The sequence below is a fragment of the Microbacterium sp. CPCC 204701 genome (genome assembly GCF_004010105.1).
GTDB lineage: Bacteria > Actinomycetota > Actinomycetes > Actinomycetales > Microbacteriaceae > Microbacterium.
The window spans coordinates 1-15,659 of the sequence record NZ_RRYE01000038.1 but is presented as its reverse complement, the minus strand read 5'-3'; the positions used below and the strand labels follow the sequence as shown (position 1 = coordinate 15,659).

Annotated in this window: 12 protein-coding genes; 1 reads left to right on the top strand and 11 read right to left on the bottom strand. The window is 68.5% G+C overall.

The window, feature by feature from the left end; translation table 11 throughout:
* The 11 genes from EIO58_RS04890 to EIO58_RS04840 form a co-directional block, all read right to left on the bottom strand.
* A partial coding sequence (locus tag EIO58_RS04890) for an FGGY family carbohydrate kinase (RefSeq protein WP_240658573.1) occupies positions 1-779 on the bottom strand: 779 nt, incomplete at its 3' end.
* On the bottom strand, positions 776-1,483 hold the full coding sequence (locus tag EIO58_RS04885; protein WP_127818554.1) for an L-ribulose-5-phosphate 4-epimerase: 708 nt from the start codon (positions 1,481-1,483) through the stop codon (positions 776-778). The genes EIO58_RS04890 and EIO58_RS04885, both read right to left, overlap by 4 nt.
* The gene (locus EIO58_RS04880; RefSeq protein ID WP_127818553.1) at positions 1,483-2,553 is read right to left on the bottom strand and encodes an ABC transporter permease; all 1,071 of its coding nucleotides are present in this window, start codon (positions 2,551-2,553) and stop codon (positions 1,483-1,485) included. Before EIO58_RS04880 ends, EIO58_RS04885 begins: the two co-directional genes overlap by 1 nt.
* Positions 2,550-3,635 carry an ABC transporter permease gene (locus EIO58_RS04875; protein WP_127818552.1) on the bottom strand — a complete coding sequence of 362 codons (1,086 nt, stop codon included), beginning with the start codon at positions 3,633-3,635 and terminating at the stop codon, positions 2,550-2,552. The genes EIO58_RS04880 and EIO58_RS04875 overlap by 4 nt, the downstream gene beginning before the upstream one ends.
* Positions 3,632-5,239: a sugar ABC transporter ATP-binding protein gene (locus tag EIO58_RS04870; protein ID WP_127818551.1), complete on the bottom strand. Its 1,608-nt coding sequence runs from the start codon at positions 5,237-5,239 to the stop codon at positions 3,632-3,634. The genes EIO58_RS04875 and EIO58_RS04870 overlap by 4 nt, the downstream gene beginning before the upstream one ends.
* 121 nt (positions 5,240-5,360) lie before the next feature.
* Complete coding sequence (locus EIO58_RS04865; protein ID WP_127818550.1) at positions 5,361-6,371, bottom strand: substrate-binding domain-containing protein; 1,011 nt, start codon at positions 6,369-6,371, stop codon at positions 5,361-5,363.
* A 237-nt stretch (positions 6,372-6,608) separates the two neighbouring features.
* The gene (locus tag EIO58_RS04860; protein WP_127818549.1) at positions 6,609-7,628 is read right to left on the bottom strand and encodes a LacI family DNA-binding transcriptional regulator; all 1,020 of its coding nucleotides are present in this window, start codon (positions 7,626-7,628) and stop codon (positions 6,609-6,611) included.
* A 6-nt stretch (positions 7,629-7,634) separates the two neighbouring features.
* Positions 7,635-8,237 carry a hypothetical protein gene (locus tag EIO58_RS04855; RefSeq protein ID WP_127818548.1) on the bottom strand — a complete coding sequence of 201 codons (603 nt, stop codon included), beginning with the start codon at positions 8,235-8,237 and terminating at the stop codon, positions 7,635-7,637.
* On the bottom strand, positions 8,234-9,304 hold the full coding sequence (locus tag EIO58_RS04850; RefSeq protein WP_127818547.1) for a WxL protein peptidoglycan domain-containing protein: 1,071 nt from the start codon (positions 9,302-9,304) through the stop codon (positions 8,234-8,236). The genes EIO58_RS04855 and EIO58_RS04850 overlap by 4 nt, the downstream gene beginning before the upstream one ends.
* 77 nt (positions 9,305-9,381) lie before the next feature.
* Entirely contained in the window at positions 9,382-10,008 is a 627-nt protein-coding gene (locus EIO58_RS04845; protein WP_127818546.1) for a hypothetical protein, read from the bottom strand.
* Between the two features lie 210 nt (positions 10,009-10,218).
* The gene (locus EIO58_RS04840) at positions 10,219-14,397 is read right to left on the bottom strand and encodes a beta-L-arabinofuranosidase domain-containing protein (protein ID WP_127818545.1); all 4,179 of its coding nucleotides are present in this window, start codon (positions 14,395-14,397) and stop codon (positions 10,219-10,221) included.
* A gap of 210 nt (positions 14,398-14,607) precedes the next feature.
* On the opposite strand from EIO58_RS04840, the gene EIO58_RS04835 reads away from it, so the two are divergent.
* The coding region (locus tag EIO58_RS04835) for a LamG domain-containing protein (protein ID WP_164861528.1) at positions 14,608-15,659 on the top strand (1,052 nt) is incomplete at its 3' end.

Sequence of the window (15,659 nt, the reverse complement as noted above, 5' to 3'; positions counted from 1 at the left end):
CAGAACACCGCGCCGGGCCGCAGCGCGCCGCTCGGGTCGAGCAGGGCGGCGCCCTCGGCGGTGAGCTCGCCGGCGGCCTGCCCCGCGACCAGCACCTCGGGGAGCAGCTCCGACACGCGCAGGCCGTAGGCGCGGTCTGCCACCAGCCGGTCGAACTTCTCGATCATGCCGGCGTCGTAGTCGCGGGTCGCCGAGTCGATCGGGAACATGCCCGACGCGTCGCCGATACCGAGCACCTTGCGCCCGGTGAGCATGAAGTGCACGTAGCCCGCGAGCGTCGTGAAGAACCGCACATCGGGGATGTGGGGCTCCTCGTCGAGCACTGCCTGGTAGAGGTGCGCGATCGACCAGCGCAGCGGGATGTTGATGCCGAACAGCTCCGACAGCACCGCCGACGCGCGGTCGGTGTTGGTGTTGCGCCACGTGCGGAAGGCGGTGAGCAGCTCGCCGCCCTCGTCGAACGCCAGGTAGCCGTGCATCATCGCCGAGACGCCGATGGCCTCGAGCTTGTCGAGCGCGACGCCATGGCGTACGCGCACATCGGCCACCAGGTCGGCATACGCGGCCTGGAGGCCCGTCCACACGTCCTCGAGCGAGTAGGTCCAGAGGCGCCCGACGAAGCGGTTCTCCCACGAGTGACTGCCGACGGCGAGCACGGTCGACGGGTCATCGGCGAGGATCAGGCACGCCTTGATGCGGGTGGAGCCGAGCTCGATCCCCAGCACGGCATGGCCGTCGCGGATCGCCGCGGCGACGTCGGTCTGCGACATCCCGGTCATCGCCGTTCGTCTCCGCTCTGCCCGTACACGTTCTGGTACCGGTCGTACAGACGGTCGATCGCGTCCTGCGGGATCGGGACGAGCGGACCCGCCTCACGTGCGAGGTGCACCGTGCGGGCGACGTCCTCGACCATAACCGCGGCCTTGACCGCGTCCTTCGCCGAGACGCCGATCGTGAAGGGTCCGTGGTTCTGCATCAGGACCGCGCGCGAGCGATGACCGCGCAGCGTCTCGACGATGCCGCGGCCGATCGAGTCGTCGCCGATGATCGCGAACGGGCCGATGGGAACGGGCCCGCCGAACTCGTCGGCCATCGCCGTGATGACGCACGGGATCTCTTCGCCGCGCGCCGCCCATGCCACCGCGTAGGTCGAGTGGGTGTGGACGACTCCCCCGACGTCGGGCATGTTCCGGTACACGTACGCGTGCGCGGCGGTGTCGCTCGACGGCGACCGGTCGCTGCCGGGAGTGCCAGGGATGACGTTGCCGTCGAGGTCGCACAGGATCATGTTCTCGGGAGCCAGGTCGTCGTACGACACGCCCGACGGCTTGATCACGAACAGATCGGCGCCGGGAACGCGGCCCGAGACGTTGCCGCCTGTCCAGACCACCAGTCCGTAGCGGACCAGCTCGCCGTGCAGTGTCGCGACGTCCTCGCGGACGGCATCGATCGATGCCTGGATCTCCGGCGTGAGAGCGGCCATCAGCTCGCCCTCCGTCGTGTCAGCACGCGCTGAAGCAGCACGAACACGAGCAGGACCGCCCCGGTGATGATCGTGAGGTACTCGGGGTTGATCGTGCCGTCCTTCGTGATGATGAGGCGCAGCGCCGCGATCACGAACACGCCGACGACCGAGCCGAGCACATAGCCGTAGCCGCCCGTGAGCAGCGTCCCGCCGATGACGACGGCCGCGATCGCGTCGAGCTCCCAGCCGATGCCGGTGACGTTCTGAGCCTTGCCTCCGACTTCCGCCGTATAGACGATCGCCGCCAGACCCGACAGTGCACCCGAGATGATGTAGATCCCGACGCGCGTCCGCGCGACCGGCAGGCCCATCAGCCCCGCCGACGACTCGCTGCCGCCGATCGCGTAGACCGTGCGCCCGGTGCGACTGCGGTGCATGAAGAACATGCCGCCGAGCACGACGAGCACGGCGATGAGCAGGCCGGGCGTGATGGTGAGGTCATTGACCTTGGGTCCATCGAGGATCTTCCAGTCTGTGGCGAGCAGGTGGATCGGCGAGTTCTCGGGGGCCTGCACGGGGGTGGTCGAGAGGATCGAGGCCAGTCCGCGCGCGAGGAACATCATCGCGAGCGTCGCGATGAAGGGCTGCACGCTGAAGTACTGGACCATGACGCCCGCGATCACGCCGAAGAGCGCTCCGCACAGGATCATCAGCAGCATCGAGACCCAGCCGTCGATTCCGATGTTCATGAGCATCACGCCGGCGACCGAGCTGAACGCGACGACCGCGCCGACCGACAGATCGATGCCGCCCGACACGATGACGATCGTCATGCCCACGGCCAGGATGATCGTCGGCGCGAAGCTGATGAGAAGACTCGACATCGTTCCGGCGTGGAAGACCCTGCCGTAGGCGACCTCGGCGTAGATGAGCATGCCGAACAGCAGCACCAGTGCGGCGAGCGTGGGAATCAGTGTCTGATTGCGCTCCCACAGCCGCGACAGTCGCGCGGCGCCGGCGGTGTTCCTGCTCTCCGGCAGGTCGGGGACGGGCGGAACGGCTCCGGCGAGCGTGCGTGTGGAGCTCATGCGACGGCCTCCTTCGAGACGGGTGCCGCCGGTCCCGCTGCGGGCGGCGCGGGGGTGCTGGGCGTGCCCGGCGACTTCGCGCGCCCGAGGGCCCACGAGCGCACTCGCTCGGACTGCAGCAGCACGAGGACGATGATGACGAGAGCCTTGAACGCCGGCGTCGCCGCGGCCGGGATGCCCAGGAAGAGCACGGTCTTGTTGAGGGTTGCGATGAGGAGCGCACCGACCGTCGAACCCACGATCGAGAACTTCCCGCCGGCGAGCGATGTGCCGCCGATGACCACGGCGAGGATCGCATCGAGCTCCATCAGGTTGCCCGTGCCGCCCACGCTGACCGTCATCACTTCCGAGACGCTGAACAGGCCGCCGACCGCGGCGAGCGCGCCCGACAGGATGTAGACGCCGATCAGGATGGGACGAGGACGGATGCCGGCGAGTCGGCTCGCGTGCGGGTTGATGCCGATCGACTCGATCATGAGCCCGAGCGCCGTGCGGCGCATCATCACGGCGATGAGCGTGACGATCCCGATGGCGAGCACGAAGCTCGTCGGAATGCCGAGGATCTGTCCGTTCGCGAGAAGGCGGAACGGCTCGTTGGTGGCGTCGGTGTTCTGTCCGCTGGTGATGACGCGTGCGATGCCGCGCGCGGCGAGCATCATGATCAGCGTGGTGATGAAGGGCTGCAGCCCGACGACCGCGACGAGGAATCCGTTGATCGCGCCGAGGACGATCGCGAGCGCGATGGCGAGGCCGATCGCCGTCAGCATCGCGCCGACCGGCGACGACGCCTCCAGGCCAGAGAGGGTCTGCATCGCGACCGCGCCGCCGACTGCCATCATCGAACCGACCGAGAGGTCGATTCCGCCGGTGGCGATGACGAAGGTCATGCCGAGCGCGATCATGATGATCGGCGCCGAGACCCGCAGGATGTCGAGCACGTTGCCCGTGAGCATCCCGGTCGTCGGGTTGACGCTGATCGCGAGGTATGCCGGATTCTTGATCGAGTTGATCACCAGCAGTACCGCGATGCCCACGATGGCCCAGAACCAGGGCGTGCGCAGCGCGATCTTCACGCGGTTCATGACGCGTTCCCTTCATGGTTGACAGCTGTCTCGCCCCCGACGACCTCTTCGGCGAGGGCCTCGGCGGTCTTCTCCGCCTCGTCGCCGGACTCGGTGGCGATGACCGAGACGATGCTCTCGGCGGTCACTTCGGGTCCGTTGACGACCTCGCCGACCTTCTGATGGTCCTTGAGGATGACGATCCGCTCGGAGAGTCGAACCACCTCCTCCAGCTCGGACGAGATGAAGACGACGCTCATGCCGCCCTCGGCGAGTTCGGCCACGGTTTCCTGGATGTCGGCCTTGGCACCGACGTCGATGCCTCGCGTGGGCTCGTCCAGAAGGAGCAGATCGGGGTTGGTGGCCAGCCACCGGCCGAGCAGCACCTTCTGCTGGTTCCCCCCGGACAGCAGGCGGATGGGACGGTCGGGGTCGTTCGGCCGCACGCTGAAGCGCTCCATGTAGGTCTTCACCAGCTGGTCGACCTCTCGAGCGGGCACCCGGCGGAACCAGCCGCGGCGCGCCTGGACAGCGAGCATGATGTTCTCGCGGACGCTCAGATCGCCGACGATGCCGTCGTCGCGACGGCTCTCGGTCGAATAGGCGATGCCTTGTGAGAGACCGGCGACCGGCGAGCCCAGCGAGACCTTCTTGCCGCGGATCCGGGTCGTCCCCGTGTCGGCCTTGTCGGCACCGGCGATGAGCCGAGCGAGCTCGGTGCGGCCGGCCCCGAGGAGCCCTGCGAATCCGACGACCTCACCGGCGTGGATTTCGAGATCGGTGGGCTCGATCGCTCCCTTGCGGCCGAGGCCCTCGGCGGCGAAGAGCGCAGTGACGCTGCGGTCGCGCTGATGAGTCTGACGATTCGAGCCGAGGGCTCGGAGAGCTTCGAAGTCCTTGCCGATCATCTTCGAGATGAGCTGGGTGCGATCGAGATCGCGCTTGAGGTACTCGCCGACGAACTTGCCGTTGCGCAGGACCGTGATTCGGTCGCTGATCGCGTACACCTGGTCGAGGAAGTGCGAGACGAAGAGGATCGCGACGCCTTGGTCGCGAAGTCGGCGGATGACGCCGAACAGCACCTCGACCTCAGTCGCGTCGAGGCTCGAGGTCGGCTCGTCGAGGATGAGCACCTTCGAGTCGGTGACCATGGCGCGGCTGATGGCGACGAGCTGCTGGATCGCGATGGAGATCGACGACAGGGGCGCGCGGGGGTCGAGGTCGCCGAGACCCATCCGGGCGAGCGCCTCGCTGGCGCGGGCGTAGGTCTTGCGCCAGTTGATGCCCGTCCAGTCGTGCACCTCATGCCCGAGCATGACGTTCTCACCGATCGTGAGGTTCGTGCAGAGGTTGACTTCTTGGTAGACGGTGGAGATCCCGGCATCCTGCGCCGATGCGGTGCCGTTGAAATGCCGCACCTGTCCGGCGACGACGATCTCGCCGGAGTCGATCTGGTAGACGCCGGTGAGCGCCTTGATGAGGGTGGACTTACCGGCCCCGTTCTCGCCCATGAGCGTGTGGACTTCGCCGGGAAGCAGTCGGAAGCTGACGTCGTCGAGCGCCTTCACTCCGGGAAAGGTGATGGACGCGTTTCGGACCTCGACGATCGCGATCGGTTCGATCATGGCTTCTTCATTCCTCTGTGCTGCGGGGAACTCGTCAGGGACGGAGACGAGTACGAGCGGGGGCTGCCGGAACGGCAACCCCCGCTCGCATCACTTCTCGTCTAGTCGAGGCTGGGCCGAATCAGAAGCCCTTGCCCTCTTCGATCGCGGCCTGGGCGGCCTCGGGCGAGTTGAAGGTCTCGCCCTCGACGATGATGGTCTTCTCGACCTCCTCGCCGGCGAGGGCGTCGTTGACCGCCTGGACGGCGAGGTCGCCGAAGAAGGGGTTGTACTGAGCGACGAAGCTCAGCTCACCCGCGGCGAGCGCCTCGAGGGCCGGCGTGGTGCCGTCGATCGTGGCGATCTTGACGTCGGTGCCCGGGGTGAGACCGGCGGCCGTCACGGCAGCAGCCGCGCCGATGCCCATCTCGTCGTTCTGGGCGAAGATGAACTGGAGGTCCGGGTTCTCCTTCAGCACGGTCTCGATGACCGACTTGCCCTCGTCAGCGGTCCAGTTGGCGGTCTGCGCGCCGATCTTGTTCCAGCCGTCCTTGCCCTCGATCGCTGCGTCGAAGCCTTCGTTGCGCTCGTTGACGACCGAGAGGCCGGGAACGCCCTCGAGCGTGAAGTAGTTCGCGCCCTCCGGGAAGGTCTCGACAGCCCACTCGCCCACGGTGCCGGCGACGTTCACGTTGTCGGGGGCGATGCGCGTGACGTAGAGGTCATCGCTGGCGTCGACACCGCGGTCGAGCAGGATGACGGGGATCTCGGCCTCCTGGGCCAGGTCGAGCGAGTCCTCCCAGCCGGAAGCCTCGGTCGCGGTCAGGAGGATCACGTCGACCTCGTCGTTGACGAACGTCGCGAACGCGTCGAGCTGCGACTTCTGGTCGGTCGGGCTCGCCGCGGGCGCGTACTTCAGGTCGAAGCCGGCCTCCTGCGTGAACGCGTCCTTGATCGCCTGCTCGTTGGCGTCGCGCCAGCCGCCCTCGGGGCCGACGGCCACGAAGCCGACCGTGGTCAGCTCGTCGCCGGAACCTCCGTCGCCGGTGTCGTTGCCCGCGTCGCCCCCGCCGGCGCAGCCGGACAGGCCGAGCGCGAGAGCGCCGGCGCCGACGAAGCCGATCAGGCCCAGCATCCGCTTCTTGTTTGCCATCTCTTCTCCTCCTTGAGACTCTCCGACACTGCCGGCCAGAGAGAAGTCCCTGTGCCCCAGGCGGGACACTCTCGGGTGTGCTCGTCCATTGTGCGCGCTAACAACATCCCGCGCAACTTGCGTTTCCACATTCGTTACGTCACCGTTACCGCGAACATCACCACGCCCCTGCGAGCGGCGACATCGGATGCCGCAGCCGACGCGCGAGCAGTCCCATGCGAGCCACGAGCCGCCTGCTCAGGAGCGGGGCGCGGCGGTCGAACGACGCACCACCAGACGGGGCTCGATGATGTCGTGCTCCGTCACGTCCTCGCCCTCGATCGCCGCGATGAGGATCTGCAGCGCGAGCGCGCCGAGGGCGGCGAAGTCCTGGCGCACGGTGGTCAGCGGCGGCAGGAAGTGGCGCGCGTCGGGGAGGTCGTCGAAGCCCACGACGCTGACGTCCTGGGGCACGCGCAGCCCGCGCTCGGCGAGTCCGTGGACGACGCCGAGCGCCATCTGGTCGTTCGCGGCGAACACCGCCGTCACCTCGGAGAAGTCGTGCGTCTTGCCGAACGTGTAGCCGTAGTCCGACGTCCAGTCCCCGACCACGGGCGGTGCGATCGACAGTCCCGCGTCGGCGAGCGCGTCGCGCCAGCCCTGCTCGCGCGCTCGCGCGTCGTACCAGTCCAGCGGCCCGGACAGATGCGCGATCGAGCGGTGCCCCAGCTCGATGAGGTGCATGACGGCAGCCATGGCGCCGGCACGCTGATCGACCGCGGCCGTGTGCATCTCGGCATCCGGCTCGGCCTTGATGACGAGGGTCGGGAGCCCTGTGCTCTGCTGGCGCAGAAGATCGAGCGACGAGGCGCGCGGTGCGATGACGCACAGAGCGTCGACACCCTGGGTCACCAGTTCGACCACCCCGGTGTCGATCTTGGACTCGTCGTCGTCCGAGATCGAGAACGCGCTGATCGCGTACCCCGCGTCGCGTGCCGCGCTCTCGATGGCGCGGAGCGTGCTGTTCGGGCCCCACTGCACGGGGCTGTCGACGAGGACGCCGATGCGCATCGCACGCCGCGTCGCGAGGGCGCGCGCGATGGAGCTGCGCGTGTAGTTCATCTCGTCGATCGCGCGCAGCACCCGTTCGCGGGTCGACTCGCGGATGTTCGGATGTCCGTTCAGCACGCGCGAGACGGTCATGTGCGAGACGCCGGCCTGCTTGGCCACGTCATAGATGCTGGGGCGCTGCCAGCCTCGTGTCGCCGGATCAGACACGGGCGATCACCTCGCTCTCTTGCTCTGCACATCGTAGGGGTCGCCCACGCTCGGGAGGGACGACGCCACGACGGGAGCGAGAAGCAGCCAGGACGGACCTGCCAGAGCCGACCCCACCCCGAGGACGGCGCCGTGCGCGAGCGCGTCGGCGGGCGAGTCGCCGGCGGCAGCCTTCGAGGCTGCCGGAGCGGACGTGCCTGGCTTCCCGGGCTTTCCGGGCTTGTCGGGCTTTCCCGGCTTGTCAGGCTTGTCGGGCTTGTCGGGCTTGTCGGGCTTGTCGGGCTTGTCGGGCTTGCCCGGGTGACAGGGATCGGTCGGAGGGCCCGGCTGGCCGGCGTGGCTCGGCTTGCCCGGCTTGTCGGGTTTACCCGGCTTGTCGGGCTTGCCCGGCTTGTCGGGCTTGCCCGGCTTGCCCGGCTTGTCGGGCTTGTCGGGCTTGCCGGGAGGGCCCGAGCATTCGAGCGGGGCGATCTCGACCGAGATCGTCACGCTCCCCGAGTCGGGGTCGGGCTCGTCGGCGGCGGCGGGGGGCGCGGGTGCCACGAGGGCGCCCGCGACGAGGGCCAGGCCCACGACGACAGCGGTGAGCGAAGGGCGACGACGCGTCATGACGCGTCCACCTTCTCGGCCTCGCGACGACCCGCGTCGCGCGCCTCCGCGAGGAGCGCCTCGATCCGGCGGCGGGAGCGGGCTCGGCCGTGCAGCACCGCCCAGATCACGAGCGCGAGGCCCGCGAGGATGATGAGCTGCGGCCACGGCACGGCCCACACCGGGACGCTCGCGACGACGGGGGTGAGTGTCGGGCTCTCCCCCTCCATCGTGACCACGATCGGCGCGAGCGTGACGGTGGTGGGCACCACGAACAGTGGCCACACGTTCTCGACGACGGCCGTGAGAGTGCGCGTGTCGCCAGGGAGCAGTTCTTGACGGATGCCGTCCTCGGCCGGGAAGACGACGCTGCTGCCGCCCGCCTCGACGGCGCCCTCGGCGATGAGTCGCGTGTTTCCCTCGTTCACGACGTCGAAGCTCACCGTGACCTCGCCGGCGCGGAACGGGTTCCACGACATCGCGTACGACGTCGTGAGCACTGTGACCGCGGCGGCCGGGGCGATCTCGCCGGTCACGCGTGTCAGTACGCGGAACCCCACGCGACTCTCGACGCCGACGCTGGTGCCGCCGTCGCCGGTCTGCACCGACAGCACCGAGGCCGTGATCCCGGCGGCGTGGTCGCCCGGCTCGGCGGTCTCGGGCACGGCGATGTCGAACGGCACGACGACCGTCGCGCCGGGGGCGACCGTGACCTCGTCGGGGATCGAGATCCAGGTGCCCGAGCCCACCGACTCCTCATCGGCAGGCAGGATGTCGAACCGGCCGGTGCGGGTGTAGAAGCCGTCCGCAGCGGTGAGCTGGAAGGTCACCTCGTCGTCGCCGACGTTGCGCACCGCGAAGTGATCCGAGACCTTCTCGCCCGGGTCGACATCGAGCTCGACGGCCGTGCGGCCATCGGGCCCGTTCTCATCGGCGGGCGTGACCGACCAGCGGACGGTCGGCTCCTCGGCGACGTCGTCGGTGTCGGCGGCGAAGGCCGGTGCGCTCGCCGACGCGAGCGTCGTCACGAGCGCTGCGGCGAGCAGCAGCCGGCCGATCGCAGAGGTGCGGTGAGGAAGATGGGGCAAGTGCGGGTCCAGACGTCAGGGTCGGGACCGTGCGCGCACGGCCCCGACCCGATTCAACACGATCCGTGGTCGACGTGTCAGTACACGTCCTCCCAGAGGGTCAGCGTCAGCGTGGCCGAGTAGCTGCCCGGCGTGACGTCGGACGGGGTCTTCAGGAAGAGGTCGGCATTCGCGGACCAGGATCCCGTCGGACGCGCATCGCCGGAGTCGAGGCTCAGCGCGAGCAGCTCCTCACCGGTGAGTCCGACGCCGTTGGGGCCGCCGTCGATCACGGTGTCGACCACCGGACCCTCGGCGACCTCGCCCTCGGGAGCCTCGGTGAGCAGGCGCGGCGCCCACCCCAGGTGGTCGGCGGTGATCGTGTCACCGGCGGCCGTCGAGAACGACGACGACTGTCCGGTCACGTACCAGAAGACGCTTTCGGGCACCGTCTCGCGATCGTCGGTCACGGTGACCGTCGGGAGAGCGCCGTTGAACTGGCGCACGTCCTCGGCGGGCGCGTCGCCCTCGGTCAGCGTCGTCGAGTCGCTCGCGACCGACATGGTCAGCGCCCCGACGGGCTCTTCGGGGGTGATCTCGACGTTGACGGCGACGTCCTCGCCCTCGCCGATCTCGTCGGCGATCGCAACACCCGCGACACCGATCAGCATCACGCTGCCGACGACGCCGACCGCCGTGCGAACCAGCAGGCTCTTCTTGTTCATGCGTTCCTCTCCAATCCCCGGACGGCAGCTGTGCCGTCCGAATTCGCGAGCGACCGGACCGTCCGGCCTTCGGGTCTCGCATGGTTCCCAGCCCCAGCCGAAAGGGGAGTCTGCTCGAGCATCTTGCACCTTTGCGTTCGGATCCGACTGCGGATCCACGGGCTCTCCCGGTTGATGTTACCGAGAACAGTTAGCGGAAACAAGGGCACATCACTGACACGTCGCCGCCGCGAACGTCACTGCCGAGCTGGCCTCGACCGGCTCGCCGTCGATGACCGCCGTGGCCTTCACCGACACCTCACCCGCCTCGACCTGCGCCAGGCGGGACGCGAAGACGCTCGATGTCTTCCCGTCCGCGACGAGCGCGTCGACCTGCTTGGCGCCGAACGGCGTCACGATCGACAGTGCGACGGCATGCTCCGACGCGTTGTGCGTCTTCACCACCAGCGACACCTTACCGGCGACGCAGCGCGTCGTCGCCGTGGCGGTCACCTCGAGCGCCGGCTCGAGGGCACCCCGGACGATCTCGATGCGGTACGTCGAACTCGTCGTGTGATCCTGCGCCGTCGACCGGAGCGTGAGCACCGTCGGCTCGCTCCCCTCGTGGAGCTTCACCGTCCGAGGCAGCGAGTCGTCGATCAGCACGTCGCCGACGTGCACGAGACCGCTCGGCGAAGCCGGGTCGGCGTCGAACGTCATCGTCGTCGCGTCGGCCGGGACTGTCGCGGTGTACGAGTACACCCCGTCCGCCAGCTGCGGCTCGAGCTCGGCATCCGCGAATTCGAGCTTCGCCAAATCCGCCTTCGTGTCGTACGTCGTCTTCGACGCGATGTACACGCCGTACACGCCTCCGACGTAGCTTGTGCCGTTGCCCTGGAAGCGCACCGTCACGACCGGGATCTTCTCGCCGTTCTCGTCGAGCACGTACTCGCCGGCCTGGTTGCGCTTGTAGCTGTCGCGGGCGTCGATCCCCTCGATGACGGATGCCGGGATCTCGTCGTACTGGATGTACCAGGTGTTCGAGCCGGCGGCGTTGGTGATGCGTTCGCGCTTGAGGAGCACGTCGTTGACGTAGACGTCGAACGTGCGGCCGTTGTCGCCGCCGAAGTACCGCACGCCCAGGTGGTTCTTCGGCAGGGTGGGGTCGACGATCATGTCGTACTGGAAGTAGGCGTCCGCCGCGATCTGCCCATCGCGGTACGGCTCGCCGAGCCACACGCCGACGCCCGACTTGTTGAACCGGTAGTTCTTGTCGGCCTCGCTGTTGTTGTCGTCGAACGAGGTCAGCGAGTCGATCGTCGTCTCGGCGATGCGCAGCTGCTGCTTGCCCTTGAGGATCAGCTCCTGCGCCTGCGGCGAGTCGGGCTCGACGAGGTTCATGTAGATCGCATACCGCGCGTCGTACAGGCTGTACCACGGCTCGAAGGTCAGCGCTGCGGACGCCGCATCCGTGCCCTGGAGCGTGAAGCGCATGGTCTCGACGCCATTGCCGTTCTCGCCGTCCTCGATGCGCACGAGCTTCTCGGCGATGGCCGCCTTGAACGCCTCGGCGTCGTCGACGACGATGTCGTTGCTCACCGACTTGTCGGCCACGCTCATGCGCACCAGTACGCCGGCGACATAGGTCGCGTCGACGTTCTCACGGTTCAGCTCGGCGGCCAGCAGCACCGGCCCGTAGCGGAACGCCACCCAGTTGGGGTTCTCGGTGGCGTCGTCGACGGTGACCTCGGCCGGCAGCACGTACGTCAGGATGTCGCCCGCCTCGACCTCGACGACCACGTAGCCGTCCTGGGTGAGGGCTGCGGCATCCACCGTCTCGCCGTTGACCGACAGCGACGGCGCCCCCGCGACCCAGCTCGGCACGCGCAGCCGCAGCGTCGTGCCCTCGGCCAGCGCGCCGCCGTCGAGCGATTCGACGGCGTAGGTCACGGTGTCGTCGGCGGGGACGTCGGCGGTCTGCGTGAGGCGCAGGTTGTGCACCTCGGAGGTGTAGACCGATGAGCGGAACATGTTGACGTACACCGACGAGCCCTTGCGGAAGTAGACCGAGTCGCCGAGCTTCGTGAAGCTCTCGGTCGCGGTGCCGTGGTCGCACCAGAACTCGTCGTAGGGGCGCCCGAACACCTTCGCGTACCCTGCCGTCATCGGCTGGAAGTACGTCATCATGCCGGTCTCGGGGTTCTGCTGCGCCAGGATCGTGTTGATGTACGTGTGCTCGTAGAAGTCGGCGTACTTCACGTCAGGGTCGACCTGGAACAGACCCCGCGTGAGCTTGAGCATGTTGTACTCGTTGCACACCTCGGACGTCGAGTTCTCGCCGTAGCCGGAGGTCGTGCCGTTCGTGGCGTGCTCGTAGAGCGTGCCGGGCTCGTGGAAGTGCTCGGAGTGGCTGTTGCCGCCGTTGGCGTAGGAGTGATCGTCGACCACCATCTGCCAGAAGTTCTCGGCGGCCGCGCGGTACATGCCGAGGCTGTTCTTCTCGGCGGCGGTGAGCTGCTCGTACAGATGCGGGTTGTCGGTGAAGACCGTGTAGCGCTTGAGCGCGCCGATCAGCTTCGGGATCGTCGTGTTCGCGTGCTTGCCCGCCAGCACGTCCTGCCCGGCGGCGAGCTGCTGGAACAGTGTCACCTCGTCGAAGTACTCGGCCGCGCGCTTGTGCACGGGGCTCTCGGTGATCGAGTACAGGTCGTACAGTGCCTCGTTCATGCCGCCGTACTCGGTGTTGAGGATCGCGGCGGGGTTGGCCTGGCGCCCTGCCCAGTCGCGCACCCAGGTGCCGAACTTCGACGCGACCGTCAGTGCCTTGGCCGACACATCGGCCGGGGCGTACTCGTGCGCGTGCAGGAGCCCCGCGAGCACCTTGTGCAGGTTGTAGAAGGGCACGAGCAGTCCCCCGCCGCCGCTCGGCAGCACGGTCACCGGGAACGGCGACACGTAGCCGGCGTTGGCGGGGTTCGCCGCCGCGTACGCGGTCTGCGCGCGCTCGACCCCGTCGATCGCCGTGGTGAGCTTCGCGAGCAGCTGAGCCTTGATCGCGAGGTCCGCCTCCGACGCGTACGCCTGCGACAGCGCCGACATGAAGTGGCCGAAGAAGTGGCCCTGGAACCGTGTGCCGGTGGTGCGCTCCCAGCCGCCGTACGGCTGGGCGGTCGTCGGCAAGCCGGCTTGCGTGTAGAACCCGTGCAGGAACCGTTCCGGGTCGAGGCTCAGCAGGTACTCGACCATCTTGCGGTTGCCGTTCACCAGGTACGGATCCTCGAGCAGGACGTCGCCGAGCGCGGTCTCTTCGACGTAGATCGACGTGCTGCTCCCCTCTCGGGGCACAGTCACCTCGAACGTCTTCGTCACCGGAGCACTCCCTCCATACGTGGCCGTGGCGGTGAGGGTGACGACGGCGTCGGCGGACTGGGGACGGATGACGGATGCCTGACCCGAGGCATGAACCGAGATCACGCCCGAATCGGACGAGGCCCACGTGAGGCGCGTGCCGCCCGCCGTCTCGGTCGGCAGCCCGAACGCCGTCGGCGCGGTGGCCGGCACCGACACCGTGTCGAGCGCCGCCTGCGCCACCGTGGCGGGATCGAAGGTGGGATCGTTCTGCTGCGTCAGGGCGACGGCATCCTCGATCGTCGCGGCGCGGCTGTAGAGGGTGTAGTCGTCCATGAGGCCGTTCGCGTGCGCCCCGTTGTACTGCGGTCCGTTGTAGCCCAGCGTCTTGACGGTCGTGCTCTCGCCGTTGATGAGTCCGGTGGCGGTGCCGGTCGCGGGGTACTTGACGGTCGAGACCTGGCGGATGCCGTTGCGGTAGAAGTCCACCCGCTTGGTGGCCTTGTCGTAGCTGGCGACCACGTGGGTCCACTGCCCCGCCGGGAAGAAGTCCGCGCGGGCGGTGTCGACGGCCACCTTGTAGGGCTGTCCGGTCGACGGACCGATCGAGAGCACCAGCGGCGACGTCGCGCTCTCGGACGTGAGGTACCAGCCCTCGGAGTTGTAGGCCAGCTTGCTCCAGGCGAAGACCTGCTCGCCCGTCATCGCCGCATTCGGCTTGTACCAGAACGACACGGTGAGATCGGCGGGCTGGAGGTACGCGGCGGTGCCGAGGCGGATGGCGTTCGAACCGTCGAACGCGAACGCCTGACCGTCGATGCCTTCGCCGAAGCCGGCGGTGCCCTTCTGCATGGTCACGGCGGCGGCGTTGGGCCCGGCATCGGCGAGGTCGCCGTCGAAGCGCAGGTCGAGCACCTTCGCGTCGTCGATGGACGTCGTCGCCGCGGACGCAGCGCTCGCGGTGAAGGTCAGACCACCCGCTGCGAGAACAGCAGCAGTGGCAGCCGCGATGATCCCGCGGGCCGAGGCGGCAGTGCGCACGGTTCGAGGCTTCTTCGACATGAGTGGGCTCCTTTGCTCCCGCCGCGTCGAGGGCAGCGGCGATCCGCACGAGGCGGACCAGACGGACAATTGTTAGCGCGAACTCTTCTGCTCTGTCAACACCGGACGCTACAACCCAGACTCCTTGCTCTTCCATGGAGGTGAGCGCTAACATCCACACACGCGCCTCCCCCACCGGCCAGGCCGAGGGCGCACAGCAAAGGAGCTGGAGTGACATCCCGATCTGAACTGCACCGCGACTCCGCGGCTTCCCCTCGCCGCAGCATCCGTCGCCTGGCAGTCGTCGCGGCCGCCGCTCTGGCCCTTGTCGGCGCCGCGCCGCTGGGAGCGGCGGGTGCCTCCGCCGCCTCTACGGTGCCCACCGACGGCCTCCTCGCGGAGTACGTCTTCGACCAGACGGCCGGCTCGACCGTTCCCAATCGAGTGACAGGCGGTGCCGCGGCCAGCGTCGTCAACGGCGACGACACGCTGTGGACGGGGTCGTCGCTCGTTCTCGCCGGCGGCGCGAAGACCAGCCCGACGGCGAACTGGGTGCGGCTGCCCGACGACATCCTCAGCGGAAAGACGTCTGCGACGGTCACGATCGAGACGAAGCTCGACGCGTCGATGAAGAACAGCTGGAACTTCCTCTGGAACATCGGCAGCGACTCCACGACGCAGTACTACTTCGCGTCCGTGCGCGACAACCCGCGCACGTCCATCACGGCGACCGGAGGCGGCGGCGAGGTCAACGCCCGCGCCGGCACTGCGCTCGATCCAGACCGCTGGTACAGCCTCACCTCGGTGATCGACGGCGCGGCCGGACACATCACGTTCTACGTCGATGGAGTCCAGGTCGCCCGTACGAACACGGCTCTGACGCCGGCATCCGTCACCAACCAGGCCCTCAACGCGATCGGGCGTGCACCGTACCCCGACCCGATGTACAAAGGCGAGGTGTCGACGTTCCGCGTGTACGATCGCGCGCTCAGCGCGCAGGAGGTGCAGGACGTGTCGCTGGCGGATGCCGCGCTGCACGCTGCGTCGCACCAGGAGGCCGCGCAGGCCGTGGTCGACGGTGTCGCGGCGGTGTCGATCGACGAGCCGACGACGATCCTGCCGACCTACGGCGGCCGGGTGTCGTGGACCTCGGACGATCCCGCGATCGAGGTCGGCGCGGACGGCGCGACCGTCACCGTCGACCAGCCCGCCGCCGGCGAGCCGCCCCTCACCGCGTCGCTCACGGCGACCGCGACGGTGCGCGCCGCCACGGCGTCGCGCGA